The sequence below is a fragment of the Bosea sp. BIWAKO-01 genome (genome assembly GCF_001748145.1).
GTDB lineage: Bacteria > Pseudomonadota > Alphaproteobacteria > Rhizobiales > Beijerinckiaceae > Allobosea.
Map to the genome: position 1 here is coordinate 1,954,341 of NZ_BCQA01000001.1, position 21,234 is coordinate 1,975,574.

The 21,234-nt window shown below is 65.6% G+C and carries 23 protein-coding genes and 1 pseudogene; 8 read left to right on the top strand and 16 right to left on the bottom strand.

Features of this window, described 5'->3' with window-relative positions:
- Positions 1 to 8 precede the first annotated feature (8 nt).
- The 7 genes and pseudogenes from dnaN to mutM form a co-directional block, all read right to left on the bottom strand.
- Entirely contained in the window at positions 9 to 1,124 is a 1,116-nt protein-coding gene (gene dnaN, locus BIWAKO_RS08905) for a DNA polymerase III subunit beta (protein WP_069878403.1), read from the bottom strand.
- Between the two features lie 157 nt (positions 1,125 to 1,281).
- A complete protein-coding gene (dnaA, locus tag BIWAKO_RS08910; RefSeq protein ID WP_244523387.1) occupies positions 1,282 to 2,784 on the bottom strand; it encodes a chromosomal replication initiator protein DnaA in 1,503 nt (500 codons plus the stop codon).
- Between the two features lie 800 nt (positions 2,785 to 3,584).
- Positions 3,585 to 3,851 carry a 30S ribosomal protein S20 gene (rpsT, locus tag BIWAKO_RS08915; protein WP_069878404.1) on the bottom strand — a complete coding sequence of 89 codons (267 nt, stop codon included), beginning with the start codon at positions 3,849 to 3,851 and terminating at the stop codon, positions 3,585 to 3,587.
- A gap of 188 nt (positions 3,852 to 4,039) precedes the next feature.
- Positions 4,040 to 4,429 carry a RidA family protein gene (locus tag BIWAKO_RS08920; RefSeq protein WP_069878405.1) on the bottom strand — a complete coding sequence of 130 codons (390 nt, stop codon included), beginning with the start codon at positions 4,427 to 4,429 and terminating at the stop codon, positions 4,040 to 4,042.
- Positions 4,426 to 5,423: pseudogene (locus tag BIWAKO_RS08925) on the bottom strand (threo-3-hydroxy-L-aspartate ammonia-lyase). The gene BIWAKO_RS08920 and the pseudogene BIWAKO_RS08925 overlap by 4 nt, the downstream one beginning before the upstream one ends.
- 106 nt (positions 5,424 to 5,529) lie before the next feature.
- Positions 5,530 to 6,303 (bottom strand): enoyl-CoA hydratase, encoded by a 774-nt coding sequence (locus tag BIWAKO_RS08930; protein WP_069878406.1) that lies wholly within the window; start codon positions 6,301 to 6,303, stop codon positions 5,530 to 5,532.
- 138 nt (positions 6,304 to 6,441) lie between these two features.
- Positions 6,442 to 7,332 (bottom strand): bifunctional DNA-formamidopyrimidine glycosylase/DNA-(apurinic or apyrimidinic site) lyase, encoded by an 891-nt coding sequence (gene mutM / locus BIWAKO_RS08935; RefSeq protein ID WP_069878407.1) that lies wholly within the window; start codon positions 7,330 to 7,332, stop codon positions 6,442 to 6,444.
- Positions 7,333 to 7,444: 112 nt separating this feature from the next.
- Here mutM and ubiE point away from each other — a divergent pair, with 112 nt between their 5' ends.
- Both ubiE and ubiB read left to right on the top strand, forming a co-directional pair.
- Positions 7,445 to 8,206: a bifunctional demethylmenaquinone methyltransferase/2-methoxy-6-polyprenyl-1,4-benzoquinol methylase UbiE gene (gene ubiE, locus BIWAKO_RS08940; protein ID WP_069878408.1), complete on the top strand. Its 762-nt coding sequence runs from the start codon at positions 7,445 to 7,447 to the stop codon at positions 8,204 to 8,206.
- 16 nt (positions 8,207 to 8,222) lie between these two features.
- On the top strand, positions 8,223 to 9,779 hold the full coding sequence (gene ubiB, locus BIWAKO_RS08945; protein WP_069878409.1) for a 2-polyprenylphenol 6-hydroxylase: 1,557 nt from the start codon (positions 8,223 to 8,225) through the stop codon (positions 9,777 to 9,779).
- 6 nt (positions 9,780 to 9,785) lie between these two features.
- Here the strand turns inward: ubiB and BIWAKO_RS08950 are convergent, their stop codons facing one another.
- The 6 genes from BIWAKO_RS08950 to BIWAKO_RS08975 form a co-directional block, all read right to left on the bottom strand.
- Positions 9,786 to 10,979, bottom strand: coding sequence for a serine hydrolase domain-containing protein (locus BIWAKO_RS08950; protein WP_069878410.1), 1,194 nt, complete (start codon positions 10,977 to 10,979; stop codon positions 9,786 to 9,788).
- On the bottom strand, positions 10,976 to 11,392 hold the full coding sequence (locus BIWAKO_RS08955) for a VOC family protein (protein ID WP_069878411.1): 417 nt from the start codon (positions 11,390 to 11,392) through the stop codon (positions 10,976 to 10,978). The genes BIWAKO_RS08950 and BIWAKO_RS08955 overlap by 4 nt, the downstream gene beginning before the upstream one ends.
- A gap of 54 nt (positions 11,393 to 11,446) precedes the next feature.
- Complete coding sequence (locus BIWAKO_RS08960; RefSeq protein ID WP_069878412.1) at positions 11,447 to 11,923, bottom strand: DUF1579 domain-containing protein; 477 nt, start codon at positions 11,921 to 11,923, stop codon at positions 11,447 to 11,449.
- A gap of 41 nt (positions 11,924 to 11,964) precedes the next feature.
- Positions 11,965 to 12,504, bottom strand: a complete 540-nt coding sequence (locus tag BIWAKO_RS08965; RefSeq protein ID WP_244523388.1) for an SRPBCC family protein — start codon at positions 12,502 to 12,504, stop codon at positions 11,965 to 11,967.
- A gap of 42 nt (positions 12,505 to 12,546) precedes the next feature.
- The gene (locus BIWAKO_RS08970) at positions 12,547 to 12,969 is read right to left on the bottom strand and encodes a DoxX family protein (protein ID WP_069878413.1); all 423 of its coding nucleotides are present in this window, start codon (positions 12,967 to 12,969) and stop codon (positions 12,547 to 12,549) included.
- Between the two features lie 87 nt (positions 12,970 to 13,056).
- A complete protein-coding gene (locus BIWAKO_RS08975; protein ID WP_069878414.1) occupies positions 13,057 to 13,437 on the bottom strand; it encodes an ArsR/SmtB family transcription factor in 381 nt (126 codons plus the stop codon).
- 161 nt (positions 13,438 to 13,598) lie between these two features.
- On the opposite strand from BIWAKO_RS08975, the gene BIWAKO_RS08980 reads away from it, so the two are divergent.
- The 6 genes from BIWAKO_RS08980 to BIWAKO_RS09005 all read left to right on the top strand — a co-directional run bounded on the left by BIWAKO_RS08980 (position 13,599) and on the right by BIWAKO_RS09005 (position 18,877).
- On the top strand, positions 13,599 to 15,053 hold the full coding sequence (locus BIWAKO_RS08980) for an AMP nucleosidase (protein WP_069878415.1): 1,455 nt from the start codon (positions 13,599 to 13,601) through the stop codon (positions 15,051 to 15,053).
- A gap of 79 nt (positions 15,054 to 15,132) precedes the next feature.
- Complete coding sequence (locus BIWAKO_RS08985; RefSeq protein WP_069878416.1) at positions 15,133 to 16,419, top strand: phosphopantothenoylcysteine decarboxylase domain-containing protein; 1,287 nt, start codon at positions 15,133 to 15,135, stop codon at positions 16,417 to 16,419.
- A gap of 5 nt (positions 16,420 to 16,424) precedes the next feature.
- Positions 16,425 to 16,910 carry a dUTP diphosphatase gene (dut, locus tag BIWAKO_RS08990; protein ID WP_069878417.1) on the top strand — a complete coding sequence of 162 codons (486 nt, stop codon included), beginning with the start codon at positions 16,425 to 16,427 and terminating at the stop codon, positions 16,908 to 16,910.
- Complete coding sequence (locus BIWAKO_RS08995) at positions 16,907 to 17,356, top strand: RrF2 family transcriptional regulator (RefSeq protein WP_069878418.1); 450 nt, start codon at positions 16,907 to 16,909, stop codon at positions 17,354 to 17,356. The genes dut and BIWAKO_RS08995 overlap by 4 nt, the downstream gene beginning before the upstream one ends.
- A gap of 85 nt (positions 17,357 to 17,441) precedes the next feature.
- On the top strand, positions 17,442 to 18,428 hold the full coding sequence (cysK, locus tag BIWAKO_RS09000; protein WP_069878419.1) for a cysteine synthase A: 987 nt from the start codon (positions 17,442 to 17,444) through the stop codon (positions 18,426 to 18,428).
- Positions 18,425 to 18,877, top strand: coding sequence for a GNAT family N-acetyltransferase (locus BIWAKO_RS09005; RefSeq protein ID WP_084651230.1), 453 nt, complete (start codon positions 18,425 to 18,427; stop codon positions 18,875 to 18,877). Before cysK ends, BIWAKO_RS09005 begins: the two co-directional genes overlap by 4 nt.
- Positions 18,878 to 18,930: 53 nt before the next feature.
- Here BIWAKO_RS09005 and BIWAKO_RS09010 read toward each other — a convergent pair whose 3' ends face one another.
- The 3 genes from BIWAKO_RS09010 to BIWAKO_RS09015 form a co-directional block, all read right to left on the bottom strand.
- A complete protein-coding gene (locus tag BIWAKO_RS09010; RefSeq protein WP_069878420.1) occupies positions 18,931 to 19,800 on the bottom strand; it encodes a VOC family protein in 870 nt (289 codons plus the stop codon).
- A 112-nt stretch (positions 19,801 to 19,912) separates the two neighbouring features.
- Positions 19,913 to 20,050 (bottom strand): hypothetical protein, encoded by a 138-nt coding sequence (locus BIWAKO_RS36510; RefSeq protein WP_210185087.1) that lies wholly within the window; start codon positions 20,048 to 20,050, stop codon positions 19,913 to 19,915.
- A 3-nt stretch (positions 20,051 to 20,053) separates the two neighbouring features.
- Positions 20,054 to 21,109, bottom strand: a complete 1,056-nt coding sequence (locus BIWAKO_RS09015; RefSeq protein WP_069878421.1) for a YihY/virulence factor BrkB family protein — start codon at positions 21,107 to 21,109, stop codon at positions 20,054 to 20,056.
- Between the last annotated feature and the right edge of the window lie 125 nt (positions 21,110 to 21,234).

Sequence of the window (21,234 nt, forward strand, 5' to 3'; positions counted from 1 at the left end):
AGCGTGGCCTAAACCCGCATCGGCATCAGCACATAGAGCGCAGACGCACCTTCGCGATCCTGGATCACCGTCGGCGAGCCGGGATCGGCAAGCTTGAGGAGGGCCGTGTCGCCATCGAGCTGCGCGGCGATATCCATCAGGTAGCGGGCGTTGAAGCCGATATCGAGCGGGCTCGCATCATAATCGACCTCGACCTCCTCGGTCGCCGATCCGGAATCGGGATTGGTGACCGACAAGGTCAGGCGGCCATCGGCGATGGACAGCTTCACCGCGCGGCCGCGCTCGGAGGAGATCGTCGAGACACGATCGACCGAGGCGGCAAAATCGCCCTTGTCGACGGTCAGGCGCTTGTCGTTTCCGCTTGGGATCACCCGCTGATAATCCGGGAAGGTGCCGTCGATCAGCTTGGAGGTCAGCACCACCGCCTGCGTCGCGATACGGATCTTGGTGGCGGAGAGCTCGACCGAGACCTCGGTGTCGCCATCCTCCAGCAGCTTCTGGATCTCCGCCACGGCCTTGCGCGGCACGATCACGCCCGGCATGCCGGCAGCCCCGCTCGGAGCCGCGGTATCGACGCGCGCAAGCCTATGCCCGTCCGTTGCGACAGCGCGCAGCAGGCTGCGGCCTTCGACTTCGATGGTGTGGAGATAGATGCCGTTCAGATAGTAGCGCGTCTCCTCGGTGGAGATCGCGAACTGGGTCTTGTCGATCAGGCGCTTGAGCTCGCCCGCGGCGAGCGTGAAGCGATGCGCCATCTCGCCCGCGGTGATGTCAGGGAAATCGCCCTCGGGCAGGGTCTGCAGCATAAAACGCGAGCGGCCGGAGCGGAGCGTCAGTCCCGCTTCACCCGTCGTCTCGAGCGAGACCTGGGCGCCGTCGGGCAGCTTGCGCACGATATCGTAGAGCGTATGCGCCGGCACGGTCGTCGCGCCCGGCTCCGGGACATCGGCAGGCACCGTCTCGACGACCTCGATGTCGAGATCGGTCGCCTTCAGCTTGAGGCCGGCACCGTCCGCGCTCAGCAAAAGGTTCGACAGGATCGGGATCGTGTTGCGGCGTTCCACCACGCGGTGGACATGACCCAGCGACTTCAACAGCGTAGAACGTTCGACCGTGACCTTCATCGTCTGTCTTCTGGCGTGCTAGCGCCCGAGCAGCGGCTGCGCGGGCGACGGAATGGCCCGCGACATTGCAGGACGCGCGCCGGTGGCGCAAGGGCGCTCTCACAACCGGCCACAGCCAAAGCCGCGCTCGCCTCCGGGGCATAGCGCGGCAGGCAGCTCACTCCTGCAGCATCCGCTTCAGGAGATCGACCTCGTCATGCAGCAGGCGATCTTCGGCGATCGCCTTTTCGATCTTGCGAACGGCATGCAGCACGGTGGTGTGATCGCGGCCACCGAAGCGGCGGCCGATCTCCGGCAGCGAGCGCGGTGTCAGCGCCTTGGAGAGATACATCGCGATCTGGCGCGGCTTCACGACCGCGGCGGTGCGGCGCTCGGAGAGGATGTCGGCCCGGCTGACATTGTAGCGGGTCGCGACCAGCTTCTGGATGTCCTCGATCTTGACGCGGCGCGGCTCGCGGGTCCGGACCAGGTCACGGATCGCGGCCTCGGCCGTTTCCAGCGTCACCGCATTGCCGGACAAGGTGGCATGGGCCAGCAGCCGATTGGCGGCGCCGTCGAGATCGCGGCCATTGGCGGTGATGACGCGGGCCACATAGGCGATCACGTCGGAATTGACGTGGAAGCTCGAATGCGCCGCCTGCAGCGACTCGAGCCGGCTTCCGAGAATCTTCACCCGCAGCGCCTCGTCAAGATCGCCGACCTCGACGACAAGCCCGCCGGCCAGCCGCGAACGGATACGCTCGTCGAGCGTCTCGAGATCATTGGCAAGCCGATCGGCCGCGACCACGATCTGTTTGCCGGCATCGATCAAGGCGTTGATCGTGTGGCCGAACTCCTGCTGGATCGAGCGCCCCTGGATGAACTGCACGTCGTCGACGATCAGCAGGTCGATGCCGCGCAGCTTTTCCTTGAAGGCGAGCGCCGTCTGCGATTTCAGGGCCGCGACGAAACCGTACATGAAACGATCGGCCGTGAAATAGGCCACGCGTTTGCCATGATTGCGCGCATCCTGAGCAATCGCCTGCAGGAGATGCGTCTTGCCGAGCCCGACACCAGCATGAAGGTAGAGCGGATTATAGGGGGTCGTTCCGGCCGGGGCCGCGGCAATGCGCTCGGCCGCGGCAAAGGCCAGCTGGTTCGACTTGCCGACGATGAAGCTCTGGAAGTTGAGGCGCCGGTCGAGCATCGTGCCGCAGGCGTCAACGAGTTCCTGCTCACAGGGAAGGGCTCCGGCCTCCGCCGAACGAACGGCAATGACGGGCTCAGGCGCCGCCGCACGCGGGGCAGCCATGGCAGCCTCGCGGACCGCGGCCGGAATGGCATCCCGGGCAGCCTGGCGCACCGAAAGCAGGATTCCATTGGCAGCAGGCAGCTCGGCCAGGCAATGCGCCCGCAGGCGCTCGGCATAATGCGCCTCGAGCCAGCTCTTCAGGAAACGGGTCGGCACGGTGAGATAGGCCACGCCATCGACGAGGCCGCCAATCTCGACACGCGCAAACCAGCTGGAGAAAACATCTTCGCCGAGTTCGGCACGCAGGCGGCGGCGCACACGGTCCCAGGCTTCAGTCAGGGAAAGCGCTGCGCCCTCCCCCTGGATGCTCGCAGTCGTGGTCGCGATCACAGACGCCGGCACAGCCTTCGCATCGGTAATCTCGTCCATGGCTTGCCGCTCGAACATTTCGTGCCCCATTTCAATATCAAGAGATGCGCCATCGGCGGCGGCTCTTGGTGGACCGCCTGCCGGAGCTGTTGTTTGGACAAAGAGAATGACGCCCACTCGACGGCATGCGCCGGCGGGTGACAGGCTCTGGGTCCATTTCTGATTACGCTTAGAAGGCTCGCCGAAGGACGGAGCCGCTACTTCATCTCAACTCAAACAGACAAAGAGCCGCATCCTCTCCCCTTTGGGGCGTGAGCCAAAAACGCCGTTAATCTTTGGAAACCACCGGAGGTCATTGCTGTCCGCCCGGCGATGAAGGGACCTTACAGGGGCGCCTCGAACGGGGGCAATATCCCAGTCAGCCGGCTTCGGAGACTCAAGCCCTTTCAGAGACCCTGTGACCTATGGGCAAGGCAGGCCCAATAGGTTGGGGAACTTAACGTTTTTTTTACGGCGGAGGCTGCGCGCGGAGCGCGAATCTTTTTTTCAGGAAGCGGCAGAGACGCAGGTAGAAGCTCAGGCGATTCCCGACAACAGATTCCTTTGCCCGCTAACGTCATGAAAAATATGGGATTTATTTGCGCGGCCAAAAGGCGAAAAAGGGGTCTTTTCGCGCCCTGAAACCCCAACCGAAGTCAACCCCATAACGTAGCGGAAAGATTACGGAATCGGCCTCGCGGATGAAATTTTTCTCGTCTGCGGCAGTCAGGTTTGCCTAACGGCCGGTTAACACAGCAAACAAAAAGCCCGGCCTGACGGCCGGGCTTTTCTTAGTCCGAAACTGCTCTGCAGAACGCCGCTCAGGAAGCGAGAGCGCTGATCCGATGCGCCAGGCGCGAGACCCTGCGCGAAGCGGTGTTCTTGTGAACGACGCCCTTCTGAGCGGCGCGCATGATCTCCGGCTGAGCGGCCTTGAGCGCCTCCGCAGCGGCACCCTTGTCGCCCGAGGCAATTGCCTCCTCGACCTTGCGCAGGAAGGTGCGCATACGGCTGCGGCGCGCCTTGTTCACCTCGGTGCGCCGCGCGATCTTGCGCGTGGCCTTCTTGGCCGACGTCGTATTGGCCATCGATCGTCCTCGTCTTCATTGCGACCGAACACCCGGCGGATTTGCCTGGCGGGTTCGGGCCGCTACCTTGATTGAAATGCATGTGCGGCGGCGGTTGCTTGCGCTAGCCGTCGCGAGACGCTGGCCTATAGTATCTTGTACGGGCCGCGTCAACGCCGGAATGGCCGTATCGCGCCAGAAGTGCCAGATCAGCCCTTTCGGACCGCCACAGCCTCGATCTCGATCAGGTAGCCATGATGCAGTTCCGGCACCGGCACGACCGAGCGCGCAGGGCGGTGATCGCCGAAGGCCTCAGCGTAGATCCGGTTGAACTCGGGCCAGTTGCCCACCCCGACCAGATAGGCCGTGACCTTGACGACATCGGTCGGCTCACAGCCGGCCGCCGCGAGGATCGCGAGCATGTTGGCCAGCGCCTGTTGCGCCTGGACGGCGAAGGCCTCGGCCGAGGTATGGCTGCCGTCGGGACGGGGAGCGAGCTGGCCGGAGACGAAGACGAGGTCCTTGTAGGCCACGGCATGCGCATAATGCCCCGCCGGGGCCGGCACCTCGGGCGAGGCGATGGTCTCGATCCTGCTCATGCCGATGGCCCTACGAAACGTGCGAAGGCAGCAAGATCGACATTGCCGCCGCTGATGATGATGCCGACACGCTTGCCCGCGACCGGAACCGCCCCGGCGAAGGCCGCAGCTGCCGCAAGGCAACCCGTGGGCTCGACCACGAGCTTCATGCGCTCGGCGAAGAAGCGCATCGTTTCGATCAGCGCCGCATCGGGCACCGTGACGATATCCTCGACAAGGTTCTGGATGATCGGGAAGGTGTATTGGCCGAGGAACGCGGTCTGAGCGCCATCGGCAATGGTCTTGGGCACGTCGATCTTGACGATCTTGCCGCTGCGCAGGGATTGCTGGCCGTCATTGCCGGCCTCCGGTTCGACGCCGAAGACGCGGATGCCGGGGTTGAGCGCCTTGGCCGCGAGAGCGGCACCGGAAATCAAACCGCCGCCGCCGAGGGGACCAGCAGGATATCGAGCGGGCCCGCCTCCTCGATCAGTTCCTTGGCGGCGGTGCCCTGGCCGGCAATGACATCGGGGTGGTCATAGGGAGGAATCAGGGAAAGGCCGCGTGTCTCGGCCAGCTCGCGGCCGAGCGCGTCGCGGTCCTGGCTGTAGCGGTCGAAGAGCACGACCTCGGCGCCATAGCCACGGGTCGCCGCAACCTTCGCGGCAGGCGCATCCTGCGGCATCAGGATGACGGTCGGCACGCCGAGCAACTTGCCGGACAGGGCGATCGCCTGAGCGTGATTGCCCGAGGAGAAGGTGACGACCCCGGCGCGCTTCTGTTCGGCGCTCAGCGCCGAGATCGCGTTGAAGGCGCCACGGAACTTGAAGGCGCCCATGCGCTGCAGGTTCTCGGCCTTGAAGACCAGCGAGGCCTCGGTGCGGGCATTGGCCGTGCGCGAGGTCAATGCCGGCGTCCGGTGTGCGATGCCCTGGAGACGGCCCGCCGCCGTCACGACATCCTCATAGGTCGGCAGGACGAGCCCGCCCGTGGCGGAAGGAGCGGCAGCGGTCATCTGGTATCCCTAAGCTTCAAAGAGAACCCGCATCGTGTCAGCAAGCGGGGCTGAGCCGCAAATCAAAGATCGTCGGCCCCGGCATTCGCCCCGCTCATGGCTGGGTTCAGCGGTTCTTGAAATCCGGCGGCCGCTTCTCGGAGAAGGCGGCCATCCCTTCCTTCTGATCCTGCGTGGCGAAGAGCGAGGAGAACACCCGCCGCTCGAAGCGCAGCCCCTCGTTCAGGGTGACCTCGAAGGCCCGGTTGACGGATTCCTTGACCATCATCACCGAGGGCAGCGATTTCGCCGCGATCGCCTCGGCCGCCTTCAGCGCTTCCGTCATCAGGTCGGCCAGCGGGACGATACGGGCGACGAGGCCGGAGCGCTCCGCCTCGTTCACGTCCATCATGCGGCCGGTGAGGCAGAGATCCATGGCCTTGGCCTTGCCGATCGCCTTGGTCAGGCGCTGCGTGCCGCCGGCGCCGGGAATGACGCCGAGATTGATCTCCGGCTGGCCAAAGCGGGCGTTGTCCGCGGCGATGATGAAATCGCACATCATGGCGAGCTCGCAGCCACCGCCGAGCGCGAAGCCCGCAACCGCCGCGATGATCGGCTTGCGGCGCTGGCCAATGCGGTCCCACGGCTCGAACTTGTCGTCGAGATAGGTCTCGGGGAAGGTGCGGGACTGCATTTCCTTGATATCCGCGCCGGCGGCAAAGGCCTTCTCCGAGCCGGTGATGACGATGCAGCCGATGCCGGCATCCTTCTCGAAACCATCGATCGCCGTGTTGACCTCGCCGATCAGCTGGCCGTTGAGCGCATTCAGCGCCTGCGGGCGGTTCAGCGTGATGACGCCCACCTTGCCCTTCACCTCGACGAGAATGGTCTCATAAGCCATGGCGGCCTCCCGGATGATGCTTCGCCTGCAGCATTAGCGGGGGCCGCGGGCGCGGTCCATGCGCGGCCGCGCAAAGGCGGCTTTCGAACCCTGCGGAGACCGTGCCGCCGACGCCGCTCCGCGCGATATGACGTTGGCTCAGCGCCTCGGTTGGCAGCGCTCGCAATAGAATGTCGAGCGACCCGATTGGACGAGCCGCTTCACCAGGCCGCCGCAGCCGGGCGTGACACAAGGGTCGCCCTCGCGGTCATAGACCTTGAAGCGGTGCTGAAAATAACCGAGCGAGCCGTCGGCATGGGCGAAATCGCGCAGGGTCGAGCCGCCAGCAGCCACCGCCTCCTCGAGAACCTCGCGAATGATCTGTGCGAGCGCATGGGCTGCCTCGCGGGGCCGACCGGTTGGCGTCGTGATCGTTCCGGCCGCCGCTTCCGGATGAAGCCCCGCCCGGAACAGCGCCTCGCAGACATAGATATTGCCGAGGCCTGCCACGAGCCGCTGATCGAGCAGCGCCGCCTTCAACGGCGCGAGCTTGCCGGCAAAGAGCTTTGCCAGGACTTCGCCGGAGAGCTCGTTGCCGAGTGGTTCGATGCCCATTCCCGCGAAATGCTTCGAGCTCTCCAGCTCGGCCCGCGGCAGGAGATCCATGAAGCCGAAACGACGGACGTCGTTATAGGTGACGCGCGCACCCGATCCGAGATGGAAGACGACATGATCGTGCTGCAGGTGCCGGCCGATCTCGTTGTAATAGGCGCCAGGTTCGGTGGGTGGCGTGCCCGGCGCCTCGACCACGAAGCGGCCGCTCATGCCAAGATGCATGATCAGCGCCTCGCCATCATCGAGATCGGCGATCAGGTATTTGGCGCGGCGCGACAGGCCCTCGACCCGCCGCCCGGTCAGGCGCTCGACGAAATGCTCGGGCAATGGAAAGCGCAGGTCGGGCCGGCGCTGCTCGACCCGGGCCAGCACCTGGCCGAGCATGGCGGGTTCCAGCCCACGGCGGACGGTTTCGACCTCGGGAAGCTCGGGCATTGCACTTCGCTCTTCAGCATGCGTCGAGACGGGCCGCGACAAGGCTCGCTCGTTTCGCTATTCATCCGGCTCTAGTTACCGCCTCACCAGAACACAAGCTCCGGGCCAAGCCGTGACAGCAGCCTCCGATACCACCCATTTCGGCTTCGAGACCGTGCCGCTCGCCGAGAAGCAGGCCAAGGTCGACGACGTCTTCCACAAGGTCGCCGGCCGCTACGACCTGATGAACGACCTGATGTCGGCCGGCCTGCACCGGCTCTGGAAGGATGCCCTGATCTCGACGCTGAAGCCGCCGCGCGACCGGGCATTCCACCATCTCGACGTGGCCGGCGGCACGGGCGATGTCGCCTTCCAGGTCCTGGAAGCCGGCGGCCCGGCAACGGATGTGACGGTGCTCGACATCAATGGCGAAATGCTGAGCGTCGGACGCGAACGCGCGCAGAAGCGCTTTCCCGGCGATGACCGCATCCGCTTCGTCCAGGGCAATGCCGAGGAGCTCGGCCTGCCGGACAACAGTTTCGACGCCTATACGATCGCCTTCGGCATTCGTAACGTGCCGCGCATCGACAAGGCGCTGGCCGAGGCGCATCGCGTCCTGAAGCGCGGTGGCCGCTTCCTCTGCCTCGAATTCAGCCATGTCGACGTGCCGGTGCTCGACAAGATCTACGAGACCTATTCCTTCAACCTGATTCCACCGATGGGCAGGCTCGTGACGGGAGATGCGGAGCCCTATCGCTATCTCGTCGAATCGATCCGCAAATTCCCGAAGCCGCAGGTTTTCGCGGACATGATCGCCGCAGCCGGCTTCCGGCGGGCGCGTTTCACGCCCATGACCGGTGGGGTCGTGGCGCTGCATTCCGGCTGGAAGCTGTGACGGCCCGCCTTCCAGCATGATCTCCTCAATCGCCCATCTCACCCGCATGGCGCGGGTTGGCTTCGTTCTGGCTCGCGAAGGCGCGCTCGCGCTGGTGGATCCGTCGGTTCTGCCGCCCGCGGCGCGCGCGCTGATCAGGGTCGGCCGGCTGATCGAGCGCGGGGGGGCGGGCTCCTCGGCCACGCGCCTTGCCGCTGCGCTGACCCGGCTTGGTCCGTCCTATGTCAAGTTCGGCCAGTTTCTGGCGACGCGGCCAGATGTGGTCGGGATGAAGATCGCCGAAGACCTGTCGGCGCTGCAGGACAGGATGGCGCCGTTCCCGATGGAACAGGCGCGCGCCGCAATCGAAGCCGCGCATGGCGAGCCGGTCGAGGCGCTGTTCTCCGAATTCGGCGAGCCCGTCGCGGCCGCCTCGATCGCCCAGGTCCACCGCGCCCGCCTGAAGGATGGCGCGGAGGTCGCCGTCAAGGTGCTTCGGCCCGGTATCCGTGACCGTTTCAACCGTGATCTGGCGGCGATGCGCTTCGGCGCCGAACTCGCCGAGAGCCGTTCGCACGAGGCTAGGCGCCTGCGCTTCTCCGGCGTGGTCGAGACGCTGGCACGCTCCGTAACCATGGAAATGGACCTCCGCCTCGAGGCCGCGGCGCTCTCGGAATTCGCCGAGAACACCAGGGACGATGCCGATTTCCGCGTCCCGAAGCCGGACTGGCAGCTGACGGCGCGCGAGGTGCTCGTCGACGAATGGATCGACGGCATTCGCCTCTCCGATGTCGAAGCGCTGCGTGCTGCCGGCCATGACCTCGTGGCGCTCGGCCGCACCGTCATCCAGTCCTTCCTGAAGCACGCGATCCGCGACGGCTTCTTCCATGCCGACATGCATCCCGGAAACCTGTTCGTCGATGCGCAGGGCCGGCTGGTTGCAGTCGATGGCGGCATCATGGGCCGGCTCGGCCTCAAGGAACGACGGTTCCTCGCCGAAATCCTGCTCGGCTTCATCACGCGCGACTACGCCCGAGTGGCCCGGGTCCATTTCGAGGCAGGCTATGTTCCGGCCCATCACGATGTCGCGGACTTCGCCCAGGCGATCCGGGCCGTCGGCGAGCCGATCCATGACCGGCGTGCCGACGAGATCTCGATGGCGAAGGTTCTGACCCTTCTCTTCGAGATCACCGGTCTGTTCGATATGGCGACCCGGACCGAGCTCGTCATGCTGCAGAAGACCATGGTCGTGGTCGAAGGTGTAGCGCGCTCGCTCGATCCGCAGCTCGACATGTGGAAGACGGCCGAGCCGGTGGTGCGCGAGTGGATCACCCGCAATCTCGGCCCTCTCGGCAAGATCGAGGAGGTCGGTCGCGGCGCCCAGTCCATGCTCTCGACACTCGCCAGCCTGCCCGAAACGGCTGCGCGGGCCGAGCGCGTGCTCGGACAACTCGAGGACGCTTCGCGCCAGGGCTTTGTCCTGGACGAACGCAGCATCCAGGAGATTGGCCGGGCCGAAGCCCGGCGCAACCGCTGGGGCAACTGGGCCCTGTGGCTGATCGCTGGTCTGCTGGCCTACAGCATCTTCAGCTGACGATCCTCAGCCGGCGACCGCCCGATAGGCCAGGGCCTGGAACTCCTGGCTGAGGGCCGCGTCTTCCGGCCCCTGCATCAGTTTCTGGTTCAGGAAGATCGTGACGAGGTTCCGATACGGGTCGATACTGAGGCTGGTGCCGAACCCGCCTTCCCAGCCATAGCGCCCGGGAACCGCCGAGATCGGATCGGGCTGCGTCGCGATCCCGAGGCCGAAGCCCCAGCCCGTGCTCTCCCAGAAGCCGGGGAAGAACGGCGAAACCGCCTTCTGCTCCGGCGTGATCTGATCCCGCGTCATCTGCTCGATCATCCCCTGCGAGAGGATGCGCTGCCCGCCGTGTTGCCCGGGTGCCAGAAGCGTGCGCGCAAATCTCAGGACATCATCCGCCGTCGAGACAAGCTCGCAGGGAAAGGCGGGCGGGCGCGCGAACATGCCCCCGGCGCCGCGATCGAACAGCACGAGCCGGCCCGCGTCCGAATCGAGACGATAGGCGCTGGCCAGTCGTCCGGCCTGGTCCGCCGGGACGCTGAAGCCGGTATCGACCATGCCCAGCGGTCGAAACAGGCGTTCCTGCATGAGATCATCAAGCGGTTTGCCGGAAACCCTGGCCAAGAGCACCGAGAGCACGTCGAAGCCGGTATGATACATCCAGACGTCCCCCGGCTGGTGGATCAACGGCAGGGAGCCGAGCCGTTTCATCCAGGCGTCGGGCGGCAGCTCGGGGCTCATTGGACCGGGCGCGACGCCGGCATCGGCCATGGCCTGCTGGATCGGGTAGCGGCCCGGCGGCGCCATGATCGCGCCGATGCCGAGCCTGAGCGTCAGCAGATCGCGCAACGTGATTGATCGGCGGGCCGGCACGGTGTCGTCGAGCGGGCCAGCAACGCTGCGCAGGACCCGGCGGTCCGCCAGCTCCGGCATCCAAGGCTCGACGGCGTCATCGAGCCCGATCGCTCCATCCTCGACCAGCGACAGGGCCACCACCGCCAGCATCGGCTTGGTCATCGAGGCGATGCGCACGATGGTGTCGCGACGCATCGGCGTGGCGCTGTCGAGATCGGCGAGGCCGAAGGTCTCGACATGGACATCGTCACCCCAGGCGACCAGCGTGACGATCCCGGCGACGGCGCCGCGCGTAACATGGCGGCGCATCGCGGCGGCCATGTCGGCGAGGCCCTTTTCAGAGTTGCCCGCGCTCATCCGTTCTTGAACTCGGCATTGACCATCCAATGCGTGCCGAAGCGGTCGGTCAGCATGCCGAAGCTCTTGGACCAGAAGGTTTCTCCGATCGGCATCTGGATCTGGCCGCCCTCCGAGAGCCCCTTGAAGATGCGCTCGGCCTCCGCGACCTCCTTGACCATGACATTGACATAGACGCTGCGCATCGACCCGCTGCTGCGGTCCGGCGGCGCATCGGACGCCATCAGCATCTGGCCGTCGAGTTCCAGGCAGGCATGGATGATCTTCTTGCGCCAATCTGGCGAGACGTCGTTCTCAGCCGGCGTGCCTTCATGGCTCATCATCGCGGTGATCTTGCCGCCGAGCACCTTCTGGTAGGTCGTGAACGCTTCTTCGCAATTGCCGTTGAACATCAGATAGGTCGAGAGCTTCATTTCGCTATTCCCTTGAGAAATGGCCAGTCGCGTCGGCCTGGATGGCCTGGCGGATCAGATTCTTTGGTACCGAGCCCTCATGAACTCGGTCCAGTTGCCATCGGCACCGAGAACCTTCGAATAGAACAGCCGCTCGGTCGGGCTCCTGACCTCGATGATGTCACGATATTTCGACGTCGTGCCGTCGCCGGAGAAGCTGGGCCCTTCGGATTCGAGTGTCAGGATCTTGCCGCTGTCGTCGAGAGAACCTTCATAGGTCCAGATCATCGCCATCATCGAGCCCAGCCAGGTTCCGACGAAACGGCCCTTCTGGGGATCGAAGCCGAGGGTGATCTGCATGCTCGCAGGATCTCCGTCGGGCATCACGCTCTTGCTTTCCCCAACGATCCAGAGGTCACCGATGGAGCGAATGGTCTCCGAGCCCTTGGAGATTTCGTCCGGCTTGTCAGGCGAGCAGTTCGACTCATAAGCCCAGTCGCCGACGAGTTGCTGAAGCCAGCGATGTTCTTCCTGTGGTTCGACAGTCTGCATAGGTGCATCCTCCTTGCCTGATCTTCGGAACTCAGATGGGTCTAGCGCTCGGCCGCCACCTTCAGATTGGCGAGCCCGGTCTCGAAATCGCGCCCAACCATGCGATCGACGTTGAAGAAGACGTGCATGATCCTGGTGAGGAACGGTGCCGGGCCAGTCATGGTCCAGATCACCTCGGTGGCGCCGCCGCGGGGCTCGAGCGCGAATGTGACGTCGTTATGAGCCTCGAAGGGCTTGACGAAATCGAGCCTCAATCCAACCTTGCGGGGAGCCGAGGCCTCGACGATCTCCATGCGGCCCTGCCCGACATTCTTGTCGCCGTCCCAGGCATAGACCGCACCGAGGCCGCTTTCCGCGCCGCTGAAGCTGCGCTTCATCGCCGGGTCCTTCTTTTCCCAGGGCGACCATGCAGCCCAGCTCCGGAACCCGTTGATCAGCGGAAAGACGTGCTCCGGCGGTGCGTTGATGGCGAGCGAACGCTGGACGCGGAAGCTGTCGGGCTTCATCGCGGCCAGGACGAGCACGACGACGATGCCGAGGGCGAGAATGGCGACAATGGCCCAAAGAAGGGTGTTGAGCACGGAACGCTCCTGTGACGGATCGAGATGGAGTGGCGAAGGCTGCTAGGCGCTTCGCAGCGGGACGAGTGCGCGCAACCTCGGATCGCGCAGGTAGAGGCCGCCCCAGGCCATGAGGCCGAGATAGAGCCCGAAGAAGAGGTGGCTGAAGAGCGGGCTGCCGACGCGCAGATGCGTCGCCATGGCGCCGCCAAGCAGCCCCGTGAGCAGCACGGCGCCAAGAATGGAGGTGCGGGGATAGGCATAGAGCAGCGCAATGATCAGCGTCATGGCGCCGAGCCCCCGGGCCAGCTCATTGCTTCCCGGATATCCCAGCTGCAGCAGGGTATCGTTGACCACCTGCAAGGGAGCCAGCTTGATGCCGCCGTCGAACAGCAGGAACGCGACGACGACGCCGCTCAGCACCCGGCCCGTCCAGAGCTTGGCTCTTGGCTCTGCGAAGACGGGCTCGGTAATCGATAGAGACATGATGCTCTCCAAAGTTGTTTTTTGAATCTAAGATCGCATTGCGAGCAGACAAGACTGCCTGCATTCCAGGGCGATGACGGGCCGCGATCACTCTCCGCCCTCCCCCTGCGAAGGCGGGCTCAACGACAGCGCCGCATTCTGGTCCTCGGTCCTCAGCTCCAGAATCATGCTCTCCAGCCTGTCCAGGCTCTGGTCCCAGAAGACCCGGTAGTGCTCGAGCCAGGCGGCCACATCGCGCAGCGGGCCGGGGTCGAGCCGGCAGGGCCGCCACTGTGCCTCGCGGCCACGCGAGATGAGGCCTGCCTTCTCGAGCACCTTCAGATGTTTCGAGACGGCCGGGAGGCTCATCGCGAAAGGCTCCGCCAACTCCTTGACCGAGGTTTCCCCCAGCGAGAGGCGCGCCAGGATGGCCCGCCGCGTTGGATCGGCGAGAGCGGAGAGCGTGGCGCTGAGATGGTCCGGCGACATCAACTAAACCGATCGGTTAATTAACTGATCGGTTTACTAATACACCAAAGCCGTAACGTCAAGCGCCCCGAGCGAACCCGCCGAACGCTTGGGCCTGCCGACCATCGGCCGGTGCGATGCCGGTTGTTGTCAGGAGCGCCCGCAGCCGGCTAGAGTCAGCCATGAGCTTCGAGATCGCCGCCACACCGCATGACGCCATCGACCGGTTGGAGGCGCTTTATGCCGAAGCGAAGGACGCGCTACGCGCCGATCTCCAACGCTTCTTCGACACGAGACAGCCGCCGACGCCGGAGGAGCGCGCCCGCTATCGCTACCCGATGCTGCGCGTCACCTATGAGCCTTCGAAGCTGCCGGCAGCGACGCGCCGCGGCTTCGCCAAGTTTGCGGCGCCCGGCATCTACTCGACCACGGTGACCCAGCCGGCCGAGTTCCGGGCCTATCTGCTCGACCAGCTCGAACCCCTGGTGACGGAATACGGCGCCACCATCGAGACGGGCATCAGCACCCAGGAAATTCCCTATCCCTATGCAATCGAGGGTGGCGACGAACTGGGAGGCGGCCGGATCTCGCCCGCAGAGCTTGCGCGGCATTTCCCGACGCCGCTGCTCTCCCTGGTCGGCGACGAGATCGCCGACGGCACCTTCGAGATCATCGAGGGTGAGCCACGCCCGCTCTCGCTCTTCGATGCGGTACGTGTCGATTATTCGCTGCGGCGGCTGGTCCACTATACCGGCACCGACTGGCGGATCGTGCAGCCCTGGGTGCTGCTGACCAACTACCATCGGTATGTCGACCAGTTCGTGCGGCTGGCGCTGGCCGAGATCGAGGCCGGCACCGCCGAGGCGCTCGTCGCGCCCGGCGGTATCCGGATCGACCGCGAAGGCATCGATGTCAGCGCGGCCGAGCGCGTGATGTCCGCGCCCTGGCACCGCTTCCAGATGCCGGCTTATCACCTCATCCGCGCTGGAGGCGAAGGCGTCACGCTGGTCAATATCGGCGTCGGCCCGTCCAATGCGAAGAACATCACCGACCACCTCGCGGTGCTCAGGCCGAATTGCTGGTTGATGGTCGGCCATTGCGGCGGCCTCCGGCAAACACAGATCATCGGCGACTACGTGCTGGCCCACGCCTATCTCCGCCAGGACGGCATCCTGGATGACCATGTACCGCCGGACATCCCGATCCCGGCGCTCGCCGAGGTCCAGGTCGCCTTGCAGCAGGCTGCCGCCGAGGTCACTGGCGAGAAGGGCGACCGGCTGAAGCAGAGGCTGCGCACCGGCACTGTTGTGACGCAGGACGACCGCAACTGGGAGCTGCGCTGGACCAAGGAGCGCCGCCGTATCAACCTGTCGCGCGCCATCGCGGTCGACATGGAATCCGGGACGATCGCAGCACAGGGCTACCGGCTGCGCGTGCCCTACGGCACCTTGCTCTGCGTCTCCGACAAGCCGCTGCATGGCGAGATCAAGCTGCCGGGCGCCGCCAACGCTTTCTATGAGCGCGCTGTCGGCGAGCACCTGAAGATCGGACTGGCAGCGCTGGAGAAGCTCAAGGAAGCCGGCAGCACGATCCATTCACGCAAGCTCCGCTCCTTCGACGAGCCGCCCTTCCGCTAGAGCCCCCTGCACGTCCGCCCCATGACAGCCGCGCCTCCGCGATGCTAGGTGAAGGGCTTCTTGCCTCGGGAGCCCGCCCTTGTCCGCATCTCGCTCCGTTCTGCTGATCATCGGCGGGGGTATCGCCGCCTACAAGGTGCTGGAGCTGATCCGGCGCCTGAAGGATCACGGCATCACCTCGCGCTGCATCCTGACCAAAGCCGGCGAAGAGTTCGTGACGCCGCTCGCCGTCTCGTCGCTGGCGGGCGAACGCTGCTTCACCGATCTGTTCTCGCTGACCGACGAAGCCGATATCGGCCATATCGCGCTGTCGCGCTCGACCGATCTGGTCGTCGTCGCACCCGCGACCGCCGACCTGATCGCCAAGATGGCGACGGGCCTTGCCAATGACCTTGCCTCGACGGCCCTGCTCGCCACCGACAAGCGCATCCTGATCGCGCCCGCGATGAACCCGCGCATGTGGGAGCACCCGGCGACGCGGCGCAACATGGCCCAGCTCGAGAAGGACGGGGTGCTCGTGGTCGGACCGAACTCCGGTGCCATGGCCGAGCGAGGCGAAAACGGGCCCGGACGCATGGCCGAGCCTCATGAGCTGCTGGCGGCGATCGAACAGGCGCTGGCCGGCGAAACCCGGCTCTCCCCGGTTGGAACGATCGGCTTCCTCGGTCGCAATCCGGGCGGCACGTCCAGTGCGCCCAAGCTGCTCGCCGGCAAGCGCGTGCTCATCACCTCCGGGCCGACGCACGAGCCGATCGACCCCGTGCGCTACATCGCCAACCGCTCCTCCGGCAAGCAGGGTCACGCGATCGCAGCCGCAGCCGCAGCCGCGGGCGCCAACGTGACATTGGTCTCCGGCCCGGTCGCGATCGCCGATCCGGAGGGGGTGACCACGATCCATGTCGAGTCCGCCCGCGACATGTTGGCCGCGGTCGAAGGCGCGCTGCCGGCGGATATCGCGATCTTCGCCGCCGCGGTCGCCGACTGGCGCGTTGCGGAAGAGGCGCCCGGCAAGCTCAAGAAGCAGGCCGGTGCGAGCGCGCCTGCCCTCGCCCTCGTCGAGAACCCCGACATCCTGGCGACGATCGCCGCACGCGAGATTGATCGCCCCGCCCTCGTCGTCGGCTTCGCAGCCGAGACCGATCACGTGATCGACTATGCCCGCGCCAAGCTGGCAAAGAAGGGCTGCGACCTGATCGTCGCAAACGATGTCGGCGGCACCGGAGTGATGGGCGGCGACGCCAACACCGTGCATCTCGTCACCTCCGACACTGTCGAAACCTGGCCGACCCTGCCCAAGGGCGAGGTCGCGAGCCGGCTGATTGCGCATCTGGTGCGCATGCAGCAGGCCAGCGAGACGGAACGCTGAGCATCATGGTCATGCTTCCCATCAAGCGCCTGCCTCATGGCGCCGACCTGCCGCTGCCGGCCTATGAGAGCGGCGGTGCCGCTGGCATGGACCTCCGTGCCGCCTTGGCCGCCGATGAGCCCTGCGTGCTGGCTCCCGGCGGGCGCGGTCTCATCCCAACGGGGATCGTGCTGCAAGTGCCGCGCGGTTTCGAAGCGCAGGTCCGGCCGCGCTCGGGCCTGGCCTTCAAGCATGGCGTCACGGTGCTGAATTCACCCGGCACCATCGACAGCGACTATCGTGGGGAGATCAAGGTGATCCTGATCAATCTCGGCGCAGAAGACTTCGTGATCCGGCACGGCGACCGCGTCGCCCAGCTTGTGGTCGCCCCGGTCTCGCAAGCTACCCTGGTCGAGGCCGCCACACTCGACGAGACCGCGCGCGGGAACGGCGGCTTCGGTTCGACCGGCATCGCTGGGGGCAAGGCGACGGCGCAAGGGGGCGGCCAATGATGCCGCTCTCGCACCGCAGCCTCCTCGCCGTCGCCGCAGTGGTCGATATCGCGCTGCATGCTCGCCCGTCGCCCGTCGCCGCCAAATTCCTGGCTGCACGCCACGACCTGCCGCCGCGCCATCTCGAAACCATGCTGCAGGCGCTCGTGCGCGCCGGCATCCTGAAGGGCGTGCGCGGCCCGCGCGGCGGCTATGAACTCGCTCGCGAACGCCGCCGCATCACCGCCGGCGATATCGCGCGTGCGGCCATGCAGGAAACGAGCGATGAAACCACGCCCCTGCCGCAGTCCCGCCTTATCGACGAGGTGGTCGGCCCGGCGCTGAGGCGGGCGACCGACGCCTTCCTGGGCGAGCTCGACAGCGTCACCGTCGAAGATCTCTGTCGCCAGTCCGAGCAGAAGTCGGTCTTCGGAGAAATCGCCCAGAGAGCCGATTTCACAATATAATTATGTGATTAAACTAATTATTCGACACAAGATGTGAAATACGTTAGCCCTTCCATCCTGACCACATGACGCAAGGGAGGCCGCTATGGCCGAAGCAGCACAGAAGCTCTATCCCGCACAGGACAAGGCGCCCGGTCGGGGCCGGGTCTATGAGTCGATCACCGATACGATCGGTGACACTCCTCTGGTACGGCTGAACCGTCTCCCGGCAGAACGCGGCGTCAAGGCGACGATCCTTGCCAAGCTCGAATTCTTCAACCCGATCTCCAGCGTCAAGGATCGTATCGGCGTCAACATGGTCGACGCGCTGGAAGCCTCGGGCGTTCTGAAGCCGGGCGGCACGCTGATCGAGCCGACCTCGGGCAATACCGGCATCGCGCTCGCCTTCGTCGCAGCCGCGCGCGGCTACCGCCTGATCCTGGTCATGCCGGAAACGATGTCGCTGGAGCGTCGCAAGATGCTGGCCCTGCTCGGCGCCGAACTCGTGTTGACGCCCGGCCCGGGCGGCATGCGTGGTGCCGTGGCCAAGGCCGAAGAGCTCAAGGCCGAGATCCCGGGCGCGATCATTCCGCAACAGTTCGAGAATCCGGCCAACCCCGAGATTCACCGCAAGACGACCGCCGAAGAGATCTGGAACGACACCAACGGCGAAATCGACATCTTTGTCTCCGGCGTCGGCACCGGCGGCACGATCACCGGTGTCGGCCAGGTGCTGAAGCCACGCCGGCCCGGGCTGAAGGTCATCGCGGTCGAGCCTGAGGACTCCCCGGTTCTCTCCGGCGGCCAACCCGGTCCGCACAAGATCCAGGGCATCGGCGCCGGTTTCGTTCCCGGCGTGCTCGATCGCTCGGTGATCGACGAGGTGGTGACTGTCGGCAACCAGACCTCCTTCGACACCGCTCGCGCGCTGGCCCGCCTCGAAGGCATCCCGGCCGGCATCTCCTCGGGCGCGGCAGTCGCTGCCGCGCTGGAAATCGGCGCGCGTCCCGGCAATGAAGGCAAGACCATCGTCGTGATCATCCCCTCCTTCGCCGAGCGCTATATTTCGAGCGCTCTCTTCGAAGGCCTGTGATCTCCAGCACGCTTCAGGTCGTCCGGCTCAGCGAAACGCTGCCGGACGATTTTTCTGCCCTGCAGGACGAAGCGGCGGCCGAAGGCTACCGCTTCGTCGACGGTTTGCGGGACGAGTGGCAATCCGGCCGTTATCGTGACGCCGACGAGCGGAATGCCCTGTTTGCGGTGTTTCGCGATGGGGTGCTCGCCGCAATCGGCGCGGTGACGCCGGACCCTTATGACCCGGCGCCCGACCTCCTGCGCATTCGCCATGTCTATGTGCGGCCAACCGGCCGACGCGGAGGCGTCGGCCGCCTGCTCGCGAGCGCACTCGTGCAACAGGGGCTATCATTGGCGCCGAGGCTCTCGCTCAACGCCGCGGATTCCGGCGCTGCCGCCTTCTGGGAAGTTATGGGCTTCAAGCCCGATCGCGCCGGTACACGCCGCAGTCATCTGCTCACGCGCTAGGATCGAAGCCTGAGCTTTCCCGAAAGCCGCAATCCACTTTTCGAGCCGAGGCTTTAGCGACGCAGGATCAGACGGTTATTCCAGGGGTCAGCAACGGTGACGGTGCCTCCCTCGTCACGACCACCGGCTGCGATCATCCGCGTCCGCATAGTCGCGAAGGCCTGGTCGTCAGTGGCGACCAGCTCGAAGCTCGCCAGCCCCGCGTCGCTGTCAGCCCGCAAGCCAGCCCCCCGGCTGCCCCAGACATTGACGGCGATATGGTGGTGGTAGCCACCGGTCGCGAGGAAGCTGGCGCCGGGATAATGCACCATCACGTCAAAGCCGAGCCCGTCGCGGTAGAAGCCCTCGGCCTGCGCGGTATCGCCGACGCGCAAATGAACATGCCCCATGCCCGTGCCGCTCGGCATGCCGGGATAGGCGGCTCCGTCCGACTCACGCAAGAGCTGGTCGAGATCGAGCCGGTCGGTCGACATCTTGATGGCGCCGCCATCGAGACGCGGCCATTCCGGCCGGCTGCGATCACGATAGATCTCGATGCCGTTGCCTTCCGGATCGGAGAGGTAGAGCGCCTCGCTGACGAGATGGTTCGAGGCGCCTTCGAGCGGCACTCGGGTTCTGGCCGCATGCGCCAGCCAGTTGGCGAGGTCACCGCGCGAGGGCAGCAGGATCGCGAGATGGAAAAGGCCGGCGGCCGATATCGGCGCGCTCGCCCCCGCTTCGAGCCGCACCAGCGGCACGCCGTCGACACCCAGCACCGAGAGGCCGGGCTCCTCCGTGATCAGCGTCAGCCCGATCGCGTCGCGATAAAAGGCCGTCAGGCGCGGCAGATCGCGCACCCGCAAGGAGACCGCGCCAATATGAAAGGGCGCGTCATAGGCCTCAAGCCGTACCGGTGACGAAACCTTGTCCTGAACCGTGAGCATCGCCGCCTCCGAGATTGATGCGGCTCGACGTCCGCCGCAGCCTTCAAATGGCAAGAAACCGAGCCATTGTCGCCCCTTGGCATGGCAAGACCAAGATTGCAGCCGCGCAATGTCATAGGGCGTCAGGCCGGGCTCGGCCGGTCGATCGCAAAATCGTAGAACCAAGCCACTCGCCGATGTCCGACATCATGCGCCAGGGGCTCGAACCGCTGCGCAGGTCGATCTGGCGCGTGTCGTCGTGATCCAGCATCGCCTACTCGTCCGCCATGGCAGCACCAACCCTGTCCGCCATGGTCGCGCCCCTGCGGCCGAGAGGCTTGGGTCGGCCGATCGTGGTGTCGCGCTCGGTCTGATGCTCGAGCTCGGCATTGAGTTCGGCGCCGGCGAGCACGATCATTGCCGACAGCCAGAGCCAGGTCATGAAGACCACCACCGTCGAGAGCGAGCCATAGGTCGCCGTGTAATTGCCGAGCGTGCCGACATACCAGGAGAAGGCCCATGACGCAGCGGCCCAGAGCAGCGAGGCGGCGATCGCGCCCGGCATGACCCAGGCGAAGCGCGGCCGCCGCCTGCTCGGCCCGATCCAGTAGAGGCAGGCGATCGCCAGCGTCGCCATCACGACGAAGCTCGGCCAGCGCACCAGCCGGACCAGTTGCTCGAGTTCGTAGTGGAACGGGAAGAACGCGGAGATGACCGGCAGGATGGCGATCGCGATCAGCGCCGCCATCAGCAGCACGACCCCGCTCAGCGTGGTCAGCAGCGAGATCAGGTTCAGCTTGAAGAAGCTGCGCTTCTCCCGTTCGCGATAGATGATGTTGAGCGCATCGAAGACCGCCTTCACCGCAGCGTTCGCACTCCAGGCCGCCACGAGCAGGCTGACCAGGACAGCAAGGGACAGGCCGGTGGTGGATTGTGTCGCAAGCCGCATCGCCTGCTCGCGGATCAACTCGCGTGCGGCAGCCGGAAAGACCGTGGTGAGGCTGTCGAGCTGGCCGGCGATGGTCAGCGGGTCGGTGAAATAGCGGTACAGCGCGACAAGGAGCGAGAGCGCCGGGACGAGCGAAAGCAAGGTGAAGAAGGCGACCGCGCCGGCCAGAGAACTGAGGCGGTTATCGGCAACATTGCCGGCAAAGCGCAGCAGGACATCCTTCCAGCCAAGCCAGGTCATCTCGAGCGGCGAAGCCGCGTCGCGGCCGCGTGCAACCTCCTCGCGCGAAGGCCGCGCGCGCCAGCGCGAGATCGCCTCGGCCACGTAGCCCAGCACCACCCCCGCGCCCGCTGCGCCCGTGATGCGTTTCAAGAAGGCCATGAAAAGTCTCCGCCGCCGCGGTGGGTCGACACGCGGCCTGGCACCAGCCTAGGGCAAACCGGGCGGACGACGAGTTTGTTCCCTGCGCAGCGGGCTTCCCCAGGCCGCTTATCCGTTTGTTAACC